The following is an 11,877-nucleotide window of genomic DNA, read 5'->3' on the forward strand; positions in this document are numbered from 1 at the left end:
TACTGATGGCTTTAGATCCAGTTTAAGACATCCCTATCTAGATGGAAGAGAGGAGTATCCATGCAAATTTCAAGTCGTTTTACCATTGGAACCCATGTATTAGTCATGATTGCTTTAAAAGGAGATTGTACCAAGGTGACCAGTGATATGATTGCTGGCAGCGTTGGAGTGAACCCTGTCATTATTCGGAAGACCTTGTCTCAATTAAAAAAGGCAGGATTGATCCATGTGGCGCGTGGAACAGGTGGCGCCGAGATGGCCAAAGAATTGGAAGCAATTAGTTTGTTAGATATCTATCAGGCTGTTGAATGCCTTGGGAAGACTGGTCAATTATTTGGTTTCCACGATCATCCAAATCCAGACTGTCCGATTGGAAAAAATATTCATGGAGTACTCGATGGAAAACTTGAAGAGATTCAATTGGCCATGGAAAAGGAAATGTCTCAGACCAGTCTCAAAGAAGTGGTAGAGCAAGCTAGGAAGCAAATGGAGTTGGCAACCGTTTCTTGATTTGAGTCTGTGAGAAACTCGATGTAAAAAAGCCTTTCAGTTTAGACCGAAAGGCTTTTTGTTTTGTTTGACTAATGATTTAAAGTTTGTCTGATTTTTATTTTTTACTGGCTAGAAAACTAACTAGAGTAAATCCAATTGCAAAAATCCATGTCCAGTAACGATTAGGAATGAACATGAAGGAAGAACGATCGCGAAAAGCAATGCGTTGTCCTGTTGCTTCATCAATCATATACCGCACTTGATCGGAAACAAATTTTTTTGTCAGTAGATAATTAATGCCAGCAGCAAATATGCCCCAAACACATCCAAAAATAATGCTATCATTTTTTTCGTTTATATTAAGATGCAGAACTGAATAAATCACATTTGCTAAAAATGCTCCGATGATGAAAGCAAGGGGAACGAGCAAGCCTTTACCACGCCAAACAATCATAAAACAATCTCCTTATTACTAACTTAATCAAAATAGAGCAAGTCTTTGCTAGTTTCGGTAAAGAGGCCAAAGCCATCTTTTGTCACATAGCCACAGTCTTCAATCCGAACACCGACTTTTCCAGGAATATAGATACCTGGTTCGACAGAGAAGCACATGCCTTCTTCGATGACCATGTCATTTCCTTCCATGATAGAAGGGAATTCATGCACATCCATCCCAATGCCGTGTCCGAGGCGATGGTTGAAGTATTCGCCGTAACCTGCTTTTTCAATGACACTGCGAGCAGCGCGATCGACGTCGTGAGCCGTCACACCAGGTTTGATCATATCCAGAGCAGCTTGTTGAGCTTCTAAAGTTAAGTGGTAGATTTCTTTTTTGAAGTCATCTGGTTTTCCAACCGCAACGGTACGAGTCATATCGGAAGCATAGCCGTTCACCATACATCCCAAGTCGAAGAGAAGAAGAGCATCCTTTTCAATTTTGTTGCTTCCAGGGATGCCATGAGGGTTGGCTGCATTGTTGCCGGTTAAGACCATGGTTTCAAAGCTCATTTCGTAGCCCAAGCGTTTGATGCCAAAGTCGATCTCTGCGACGATATCAGTTTCAGTTTTTTCCAGAGAGATGGCGTCAAATCCCATGTTGACAGCCTTATCCGCATATTGACCAGCAACTAACATTTTTTGGATCTCATCAGCAGATTTGATCAAGCGCATGCGGTTAATCCGAGGGCTGAGATTGGTAAATGTTGCTTGTTCAAAGACTGAACGAAGTCCATGGTATTTGGTCAAAATCAAATTATCAAATTCCAAAGCGACTTTTTTGGCTTCTGGGTTGGCGCTAGCTCCTTTGATTTTTTCCCAAGGATTTTCAGAATCCACATAACCAACCACTTGGAAATCCACAACAGCAGTCGCCCGTTCTACCTCAAGAGCAGGAACAAACAGAAGTGGTTCATGGTCTGGATAGACAAATAGGAAGAGCTGACGTTCGTGAGGATCGCTATAGAATCCTGTTAAGTAGTTGATAGTGACAGGGTCAGAAACTACTGCAATATCCGTTTTTTCGGTTTCAAGAAATGCTACAATTTGATCTAATTTAGACATAAGCTACCTTCTTTCTATTGATAATATTTTGTCAAATTTTTCCTAAAAAATCAAGAGTTTGCAAAAAGATGTTAAAATGCTTGAAAGTGTTTACAATAAGTGATAAAATAGTTGTTATAGAAGACTGAAAACGAAATTTTCAATAAAGAAAGGAAGTATTATGAATACAGACGATACTGTAACCATTTACGATGTTGCCCGAGAAGCGGGTGTCTCAATGGCGACTGTTAGCCGTGTCGTGAACGGTAATAAGAACGTTAAGGAAAATACTCGTAAAAAAGTATTGGAAGTCATTGAACGTTTGGACTATCGTCCGAATGCGGTTGCTCGTGGACTTGCGAGTAAGAAAACCACAACGGTAGGTGTTGTGATTCCAAATATTACTAATAGTTACTTCTCTACTTTAGCTAAAGGAATTGATGATATCGCAGAAATGTATAAATACAATATCGTCCTTGCCAACAGCGATGAAGACGATGATAAAGAAGTTTCTGTTGTCAACACTCTTTTCTCAAAACAAGTCGATGGAATTATATTCATGGGCTACCACTTAACAGAAAAGATTCGTTCTGAATTCTCTCGTTCTCGGACGCCGGTGGTCCTTGCTGGGACAGTCGATGTCGAACATCAATTGCCAAGTGTCAATATCGATTACAAGCAAGCGACAATAGACGCGGTTACACTATTGGCTAAACGAAATAAAAAGATTGCTTTTGTAAGTGGCCCCTTAGTGGATGATATCAACGGTAAGATTCGTTTGGCTGGTTACAAAGAGGCTTTGAAAGCCAAAAAATTGTCTTATAGTGAAGGCTTGGTCTTTGAGTCTAAATACCGCTATGAAGAAGGCTATAACTTGGCTGAACGCATCATTGCGTCAAAAGCAACAGCAGCCTTTGTGACTGGGGATGAATTGGCAGCAGGTTTGCTCAATGGTCTAGCTGATCAAGGTGTGAAAGTACCTGAAGATTTTGAGTTGATTACCAGTGATGATTCACAAATTACTCGTTACACCCGTCCAAACCTTTCAACTGTTGGCCAACCACTTTATGACTTGGGAGCTATCAGTATGCGGATGTTGACCAAAATTATGCATAAAGAAGAATTGGAAGAAAGAGAAGTTCTTCTTGCCCATACCATCAATCATCGTGGGACTACTAAAAAGTAAAGACCAAGAGGCTGGGACAAAAGTCCTAGCCTCTTAACTGTCTTTGGATTGTCGAGCAAGACTCAGTGATTGAGTGAGCTCTACTACGCTGATTTCATCAGCTTTTACAGACCTACTCAACTGTGAGGAGGTGGGACGACGAAATCGAATTCTAACGAATTACCGATTTCTGTCCCACTCTCTTTTTCTTGTCTCTATATGAATCTCCGGTAAAACTTGAAGGGGTCTGCCAAATCAGGTATAATAGAGGGTATGAAAGTTTTACTGTATCTTGAAGGAAAATCCGTTTTACAAAAATCAGGGATTGGCCGTGCCCTCCAACATCAGATGCATGCCTTGGATTTGGCTGGGATTCCCTATACGACAGATATTTTAGGAGATTATGATGTGGTCCATATTAATACCTATGGTCCTCGGAGTTTGTTACTCTTACATGCTGCCAAACGTCGGGGGAAAAAGGTCATTATGCATGGGCATTCCACACGGGAAGATTTCCAAAATTCCTTTATCGGGTCCAATTTGTTTGCTTCCTTATTTGGCAAATACTTGGCTCACATGTATAAAAAAGCCGATTTTATTATTACCCCTTCGGAGTATTCTAAGCAGCTGATTCAATCCTACGGGGTCAAGACTCCAATTGTCGCTGTTTCCAATGGTATTGATTTGTCTAAATATAAAAAAGATCCCAAAAAAGAAAAGGTTTTTCGGAAGCACTTTAATATCCAAGAAGGAGAGAAGGTCGTTCTATGTGCGGGTCTCTACTTTAGACGAAAAGGGATTGAAGACTTTGTAGAAGTTGCTCGCCGGATGCCAGATGTCCGCTTTATTTGGTTGGGATCGATTAATAAATGGTTGATCCCTCGCGCTATTCGTCGTTTGGTAGAGAAAGACCATCCGAGCAACGTGGAATTCCCTGGCTATTTTAAAGGAGCTGTTTTCCAAGGGGCCATGACGGGTGCGGATGCCTTCTTCTTCCCATCTTACGAGGAAACGGAAGGGATTGTTGTCCTAGAGGCCTTAGCGGCTCACCAGCATGTCGTCCTCCGGGATATTCCAGTTTATCATGGTTGGGTGGACCAAGAGTCGGCAGAATTGTGTCATTCGGTGGATGAATTTGTGGACTCTCTTGAAAAAGTCTTGTCTGGTCAAGTGGATAAGCGAGATGCGGGAGACCGGGTCGCTCAAAGTCGCTCAATTGATTTGGTAGCCGATCAACTAGTCAAAGCCTATCAGCAGGTATTGGAGATGTAATATGCGTATTGGATTATTTACAGATACTTATTTTCCGCAAGTATCGGGGGTTGCGACCAGTATTCGAACCCTAAAAACGGAATTGGAGAAGTTGGGACATACTGTTTTTATCTTTACGACGACGGATAAGGATGTCAACCGCTATGAGGACTGGCAAATTATCCGCATTCCAAGTATCCCTTTCTTTGCTTTTAAGGATCGGCGGATTGCTTATCGAGGGTTTACCAAGGCTTTGGCCATTGCCAAACAATACAAACTGGATATGATCCATACACAGACAGAGTTTTCTTTAGGACTACTCGGAGTTTGGATTGCTAAGGAGCTTCGGATTCCAGTGATTCATACCTATCATACCCAGTATGAGGATTATGTGCGTTATATTGCTAAGGGGATGGTTATCCGACCAAGTATGGTCAAATACATCGTCCGTGGGTATATGAATGACTTGGATGGGGTAATCTGTCCAAGTGAGATCGTCTATGACCTCTTGCTGAAATATAAGGTCAAGGCTGAAAAACGGATTATTCCAACAGGAATTGAGTTGGCAAAGTTTGAACGACCTGAAATCACGCAAGTGGAGACGCAAGCCCTTCGTGAAAAATTAGGAATTCAAGAGGGTGAAACCATGCTCTTGAGCTTGTCACGGGTTTCTTATGAAAAAAATATCCAAGCAGTTATTGCGGCATTGCCTAAAGTGTTAGAAGAAAATGCGCATATTAAATTGATTGTGGCAGGAGATGGGCCTTATTTAGGGGATTTGAAAAAACAGGTGCAAAAATTAGGCATCGAACAGGCTGTGATCTTCACAGGGATGATTCCACCGAACGAAACAGCCCTTTACTATAAGGCGGCAGATTTCTTCATTTCTGCTTCAACGAGTGAGACGCAAGGTCTTACTTATCTGGAGAGCATCGCTAGTGGGACCCCCTTAATTGCTCAGAAAAATCCTTATTTAGATAATGTGATCAATGATCGGATGTTCGGAATCTTGTATGACCAGGAAGAAGATTTGGCTGCAGCTATTTTAGAAGCGACCATAGCCACCCCAGAGAAGGATGAGGCTAAGTGGGAGGAGAAGCTGTATGAAATTTCTTCTACAAACTTTGGTCGCAGGGTCTATGAGTTCTATCTAGACGCCATTATTTCGAAAGATTTTTATAATGAGCGTCATCCTGAGGAAAGTCGTACCAAACGGGTAACCAAGTCCATTGTGAAAATTCCACAAAAGGTCATCGCTATGCCAGTGAATGGGTCTGTGCGAATCATGAAGGGATCTTTTAAACAGGTCAAGAAAATTCGTCATATCACCAAGTTGTTGGATTAGCCTTTATCCAATAAGCAAGGGGCCTAAAGAAGGGCTTCTTCCTTATTGGATGGGATTATTTTCTCTTGCAAAAATTTTCAATCGTGCTATAATACTAGTCAGAGACATATCAAATCTAGGAAATCTGATAGAGAGCGCGTGGAGCTGGAAATCGCGTAGAGGATAGATTTGGGACTACTCGAGATACTTTTATGCAAACATAAAACGGTGGCTACGTTAGAGCCAATCAGAGGTGTCCCTCTTTTTTGAGGAACATAAATGAAGGTGGAACCACGTTGCGACGTCCTTTTTGGATGTCGCTTTTTGTTTTTCTTGATTTAAGACTGCAACATAGGGACACACTTCTGTTTTAGAAATAATAGATAACCAATATAAGGAGAACATCATGATTAAGATTACTTTCCCAGATGGCGCTATTCGTGAATTCGAATCTGGCGTTACAACTTTTGAAATTGCTCAATCAATCAGCAATTCCCTAGCTAAAAAAGCTCTTGCTGGTAAATTTAACGGCAAACTCATCGATACGACTCGTGCGATCACTGAAGATGGGAGCATTGAAATCGTGACACCTGATCACGAAGACGCTCTTGACATCTTGCGTCACTCAGCAGCTCACTTGTTCGCTCAAGCAGCTCGTCGCCTCTTCCCAGACATTCACTTGGGTGTTGGTCCAGCTATCGAAGATGGTTTCTACTACGATACTGATAACCAAGCTGGTCAAATCTCTAACGAAGATCTTCCTCGTATCGAAGAAGAAATGAAGAAAATCGTGAAAGAAAACTTCCCATCTATTCGTGAAGAAGTGACCAAAGATGAGGCCCGTGAAATCTTCAAGAACGACCCTTACAAGCTTGAATTAATTGAAGAGCACTCAGAAGACGAGGGTGGCTTGACCATCTACCGTCAAGGTGAATATGTTGACCTTTGCCGTGGCCCACACGTCCCATCAACTGGTCGTATCCAAATCTTCCACCTTCTCCATGTAGCAGGTGCTTACTGGCGCGGAAATAGTGACAACGCGATGATGCAACGGATCTACGGTACTGCCTGGTTTGACAAGAAAGACTTGAAGAACTACCTTCAAATGCGTGAAGAAGCCAAAGAACGTGACCACCGTAAACTTGGTAAAGAATTGGATCTCTTTATGATTTCTCAAGAAGTTGGTCAAGGTCTTCCATTCTGGTTGCCAAATGGTGCCACTATCCGTCGTGAGTTAGAACGCTACATCGTCGATAAAGAGTTGGCTTCTGGCTATCAACACGTTTACACTCCACCACTTGCTTCTGTAGAGCTTTACAAGACTTCTGGTCACTGGGATCACTACCAAGAGGACATGTTCCCAACTATGGATATGGGAGATGGTGAAGAATTCGTTCTTCGTCCAATGAACTGTCCACACCACATCCAAGTCTTTAAACACCATGTTCACTCATACCGTGAATTGCCAATCCGTATCGCTGAAATCGGGATGATGCACCGCTATGAAAAATCTGGAGCCCTTACAGGTCTTCAACGTGTACGTGAAATGTCTCTCAACGACGGTCACCTCTTTGTGACTCCAGAACAAATCCAAGAAGAATTCCAACGTGCTCTTCAGTTGATTATCGATGTTTATGAAGATTTCAACTTGAATGAATACCGTTTCCGCCTCTCTCTTCGTGACCCTCAAGATACTCACAAGTACTTTGATAACGATGAAATGTGGGAAAATGCCCAAACCATGCTTCGTGCTGCCCTTGATGAAATGGGCGTTGACTACTTTGAAGCTGAAGGTGAAGCTGCCTTCTACGGACCAAAATTGGATATCCAGGTTAAGACTGCCCTTGGTAAAGAAGAAACCCTTTCTACTATCCAGCTTGACTTCTTGCTTCCAGAACGCTTCGACCTTAAATACATCGGAGCTGATGGTGAAGAACACCGCCCAGTTATGATCCACCGTGGGGTTATCTCAACTATGGAACGCTTCACAGCGATCTTGATTGAAAACTACAAGGGTGCCTTCCCAACTTGGTTGGCACCACACCAAGTAACCCTTATCCCAGTTTCTAATGAAAAACATGTGGACTACGCATGGGAAGTAGCGAAGAAACTTCGTGACCGTGGGGTTCGTGCCGATGTGGATGAACGCAATGAGAAAATGCAATTCAAGATCCGGGCTTCACAAACGCAAAAGATTCCTTACCAATTGATCGTTGGTGACAAGGAAATGGAAGAGCAAGCCGTCAACGTTCGCCGTTATGGTCAAAAAGAAACAGAAACCATGCCGGTAGATGCATTTGTAGACTTGATTCTTGCTGATATCGCAAATAAATCTCGTGTTGAAAAATAAAAGATAGAAGAGAGTGGGACAGAAATCGGTCATTCGTTAGAACTCGATTTCGTCGTCCCACCTCCGCACAGTTGAGTAGGGCTGTAAAAGCTGATGAAATCAGCGTAGTAGAGCCCACTCAACCACTGCGTCTTGCTCGACAATCCAAAGACAATTGAGAGGCTAGGACTTTTGTCCCAGCCTCTTTTATGTGTATGGTTAAGTGCTGTTCGAGTGGCTTCTATTATCTAGATATCATTTTTCCATTGCATAACCTTTTTCTTTCTCTTTCTTTACAAATCAAAGTATAACTCCCATTTTTAAAAGAAATTTGCTATAATGAAAGGAAAGAGATTTGAAGAAGCAAAGAAAAAATAGAAGTAGGTACATGTATGAAGAAAATTCTTGTTGTAGATGATGAAAAGCCGATTTCGGATATTATAAAATTCAATATGGCGAAAGAAGGTTATGAAGTCTTGACTGCCTTCGATGGGAAAGAAGCACTGGCTGTTTTCGAAGCTGAGAACCCAGATATTTTGATTCTGGACCTCATGCTTCCTGAAATTGATGGTTTGGAAGTAGCGCGTACCATTCGAAAGACCAGTAATGTACCGATTATTGTCCTATCTGCTAAAGATACCGAATTTGATAAGGTTATCGGTCTTGAAATTGGTGCGGATGACTATGTGACTAAGCCATTCTCAAATCGTGAGCTTCAAGCTCGCGTAAAAGCTTTGTTGCGTCGGACAGAACTAACGGTAGAATCACAGACAGAGTCTATATCAGATTCAGATATTGTGATTGGTGATTTGAAAATCATTCCGGATGCCTTCCTTGCTCAGAAAAAAGGCAAAGAGCTCGAGCTGACCCATCGCGAATTTGAGTTGCTCTATCACTTGGCGACCCATGTAGGGCAAGTCATGACCCGTGAGCATTTACTGGAAACAGTCTGGGGCTACGATTATTTTGGAGATGTTCGGACAGTGGACGTAACGATTCGACGTTTGCGTGAAAAAATCGAAGATATTCCAGGTCGTCCGGAGTATATTTTAACGCGCCGCGGTGTCGGTTACTATATGAGAAACAATGATTAATCACATCAAAGAAGTCATGACCTCTTATAATTTTGTTTTTATATTAATCACTCTTGGATTTATTATCGTGGTGGCCTTGCTGATCCTAGAAAATCGCCGGGATAACATGAAGCTACGTTTGTTGAATGATAAAATTAAGAGTTTGATTGCCGGAGAATATTCAGATATTATTGATTTACAAGGAGGTCCTGAATTGACAGAGATTTCCAACAATATCAATGATTTATCAGAAGTTATCCGTTTGACGCATGAAAATTTGGAGCAAGAAACCAAGCGCTTGACTAGTATTCTTTCCTATATGACAGATGGGGTCTTAGCGACCAATCGTCGAGGACAGATTATCCTGGTTAATGAAATGGCTGCCAAACAACTCAATGTCGTGGTCGAAGAGGTCATGAACACCAGTATTCTGGATTTGCTTGGCATTAGTGAAGAGTATGAACTGCGTGACTTGATTACCAATGTTCCGGAACTGACGATCGATTCGCAGGATGAAAATGGGGAGTACATCTCTTTACGGGTTCGCTTCGCCTTGATTCGGAGAGAGTCTGGTTTTATTTCTGGTCTGGTTGCCGTTTTGCATGACACAACTGAACAGGACAAGGAAGAACGGGAACGTCGTTTATTCGTATCCAACGTTAGTCATGAACTCCGAACTCCATTGACCAGTGTCAAATCCTACTTGGAAGCCTTGGATGACGGAGCGATTTTTGATCCAGTTGCACCGGAATTTGTTAAAGTATCTTTGACAGAGACCAACCGGATGATGCGGATGGTGACGGATTTATTGAGTCTTTCACGGATTGATAATGAAACCAGTCAATTGGATGTTGAATTGACCAACTTTACAGCCTTTATTACCTTCATTTTGAACCGCTTTGATAAGATGAAGAATCAGGCTGGAGAGAAGAAATATGATATTGTTCGTGAATATCCCATTTCTCCTGTCTGGGTTGAAATTGATACAGATAAGATGACGCAGGTCTTAGACAATATCTTAAATAACGCCATTAAATATTCCCCAGATGGTGGGGAAATTCGTGTGGGGATGAAAACAACGGATGCCCAGTTGATTATTTCGATTTCGGATGAGGGCTTAGGGATTCCTAAAAAGGACCTCCCTCGTATTTTTGACCGCTTTTATCGTGTGGATAAAGCCCGTAGTCGCGCTCAGGGTGGGACTGGTTTAGGGCTTGCCATTGCGAAGGAAATTATCAAGCAGCACAATGGATTTATTTGGGCCAAGAGTGAATATGGAAAAGGTTCTACTTTCACGATTGTTCTACCATATGATAAAGATGCTATCCGGGATGATGGATGGGATAATGAGGATGAATAAGAAAACAAATGGATGAAAAAGGGTTTAAGTATAGTATTTTGGCTTCAGGATCGAGTGGTAACTCATTTTACCTAGAGACACCTAAGAAAAAAATCCTAGTAGATGCAGGCTTGTCCGGGAAGAAGATTACAGGTTTGCTTGCAGAAATTGATCGCAAACCCGAAGATCTTGATGCTATTTTGATTACACATGAACATTCGGATCACATTCATGGAGTTGGTGTACTAGCGCGTAAATACGGGATGGACCTATACGCCAATGAAGCTACATGGAAGGCCATGGAGGGAAGCAAGTACCTTGGGAAGATCGATGACTCCCAGAAACATCTTTTTGAGATGGGCAAGACCTTAACCTTTGGGGATTTGGATGTGGAAAGTTTTGGTGTCAGCCATGATGCTGCGGCTCCACAGTTCTATCGTTTCATGAAGGATGGAAAGAGTTTCGTCATGCTGACAGATACAGGTTATGTTAGCGATCGGATGGCAGGAATTGTTGAAAATGCTGATGGCTATTTGATTGAGTCCAACCATGATGTGGAAATCCTACGGGCAGGCTCTTACGCCTGGAGATTAAAGCAACGGATCTTATCCGATTTGGGTCACCTCTCTAATGAAGATGGTGCCGATGCCATGATTCGGACCCTAGGCAATAAGACCAAGAAAATTTATCTAGGCCACTTATCTAAGGAAAACAATATCAAGGAATTGGCCCATATGACCATGGTCAATCAATTGGCTCGAGCAGATTTGGCAGTAGGTCATGATTTTGAAGTGTTGGATACATCTCCGGATACAGCGACTCCGTTAGTAGATATCTAAAAGATAAAAAAGGAGATGAGGTCATCTCTTTTTTAGGTCAGTAGTGTAGCTTGAAATAAGTGGAAGGATAGGAGCAGTTAGTTTGAAATACGTGTATATAACAGTAGGGTTTATTTCCTTAGGATTAGGGATTATTGGGATTCCTTTACCGATTTTACCTACGACCCCGTTTCTTTTATTAGCCATGGCTTGTTTTGCAAAAAGTTCTCAACGCTTTGAAAAATGGTTACATGGGACCAAGTTGTACCAAACTTATGTAGCAGATTATCGGGAAACAAAGTCGATCTCTAAGAAGCGGAAAAAACGAATTATCCTACAAATTTACCTATTGATGGGGATTTCCATTTACCTGGCTCCACTCTGGTTTGTGAAATTAGGTCTAGTGGGATTAACTATTTTTATAAGCTATTATTTGTTCAAAGTGATTCCGGATAAAGAAGAATGAGATAAGGAAAGAATAGCCTATAAATCCTATCGTGAAAACAAGGGAAAGGAGTGCGATACGCACTCTTTTTTGGTATAATAG

11 protein-coding genes are annotated in these 11,877 nt (G+C 41.9%); 9 read left to right on the plus strand and 2 right to left on the minus strand.

Features of this window, described 5'->3' with window-relative positions:
• Window positions 1-60 precede the first annotated feature (60 nt).
• Window positions 61-510: an Rrf2 family transcriptional regulator gene (locus DW930_RS00165; protein ID WP_123159020.1), complete on the plus strand. Its 450-nt coding sequence runs from the start codon at window positions 61-63 to the stop codon at window positions 508-510.
• A 97-nt stretch (window positions 511-607) separates the two neighbouring features.
• Here the strand turns inward: DW930_RS00165 and DW930_RS00170 are convergent, their stop codons facing one another.
• Both DW930_RS00170 and DW930_RS00175 read right to left on the minus strand, forming a co-directional pair.
• Window positions 608-946: a hypothetical protein gene (locus DW930_RS00170; RefSeq protein ID WP_123159021.1), complete on the minus strand. Its 339-nt coding sequence runs from the start codon at window positions 944-946 to the stop codon at window positions 608-610.
• Window positions 947-969: 23 nt separating this feature from the next.
• Window positions 970-2,052, minus strand: a complete 1,083-nt coding sequence (locus DW930_RS00175) for a Xaa-Pro peptidase family protein (RefSeq protein ID WP_120701743.1) — start codon at window positions 2,050-2,052, stop codon at window positions 970-972.
• A gap of 160 nt (window positions 2,053-2,212) precedes the next feature.
• On the opposite strand from DW930_RS00175, the gene ccpA reads away from it, so the two are divergent.
• The 8 genes from ccpA to DW930_RS00225 all read left to right on the plus strand — a co-directional run bounded on the left by ccpA (window position 2,213) and on the right by DW930_RS00225 (window position 11,796).
• The gene (gene ccpA / locus DW930_RS00180) at window positions 2,213-3,217 is read left to right on the plus strand and encodes a catabolite control protein A (RefSeq protein ID WP_123159022.1); all 1,005 of its coding nucleotides are present in this window, start codon (window positions 2,213-2,215) and stop codon (window positions 3,215-3,217) included.
• Between the two features lie 252 nt (window positions 3,218-3,469).
• Window positions 3,470-4,468, plus strand: coding sequence for a glycosyltransferase (locus DW930_RS00190; RefSeq protein ID WP_123159023.1), 999 nt, complete (start codon window positions 3,470-3,472; stop codon window positions 4,466-4,468).
• Between the two features lies 1 nt (window position 4,469).
• Window positions 4,470-5,792, plus strand: a complete 1,323-nt coding sequence (locus DW930_RS00195) for a glycosyltransferase family 4 protein (RefSeq protein WP_123159024.1) — start codon at window positions 4,470-4,472, stop codon at window positions 5,790-5,792.
• Window positions 5,793-6,177: 385 nt separating this feature from the next.
• Window positions 6,178-8,121 (plus strand): threonine--tRNA ligase, encoded by a 1,944-nt coding sequence (thrS, locus tag DW930_RS00205; protein ID WP_123159025.1) that lies wholly within the window; start codon window positions 6,178-6,180, stop codon window positions 8,119-8,121.
• Between the two features lie 371 nt (window positions 8,122-8,492).
• Window positions 8,493-9,194, plus strand: coding sequence for a response regulator YycF (gene yycF, locus DW930_RS00210; protein WP_117744500.1), 702 nt, complete (start codon window positions 8,493-8,495; stop codon window positions 9,192-9,194).
• Window positions 9,187-10,533, plus strand: a complete 1,347-nt coding sequence (gene vicK, locus DW930_RS00215; protein ID WP_117744499.1) for a cell wall metabolism sensor histidine kinase VicK — start codon at window positions 9,187-9,189, stop codon at window positions 10,531-10,533. The genes yycF and vicK overlap by 8 nt, the downstream gene beginning before the upstream one ends.
• An 8-nt stretch (window positions 10,534-10,541) precedes the next feature.
• Window positions 10,542-11,351, plus strand: a complete 810-nt coding sequence (locus DW930_RS00220) for an MBL fold metallo-hydrolase (RefSeq protein ID WP_117744498.1) — start codon at window positions 10,542-10,544, stop codon at window positions 11,349-11,351.
• 82 nt (window positions 11,352-11,433) lie between these two features.
• Window positions 11,434-11,796: a YbaN family protein gene (locus DW930_RS00225; protein WP_023023915.1), complete on the plus strand. Its 363-nt coding sequence runs from the start codon at window positions 11,434-11,436 to the stop codon at window positions 11,794-11,796.
• Window positions 11,797-11,877 lie beyond the last annotated feature (81 nt).

Origin of the sequence: Streptococcus sp. AM43-2AT (genome assembly GCF_003603405.1) — a bacterium.
In the GTDB taxonomy this organism is placed as follows: Bacteria; Bacillota; Bacilli; order Lactobacillales; family Streptococcaceae; genus Streptococcus; species Streptococcus ilei.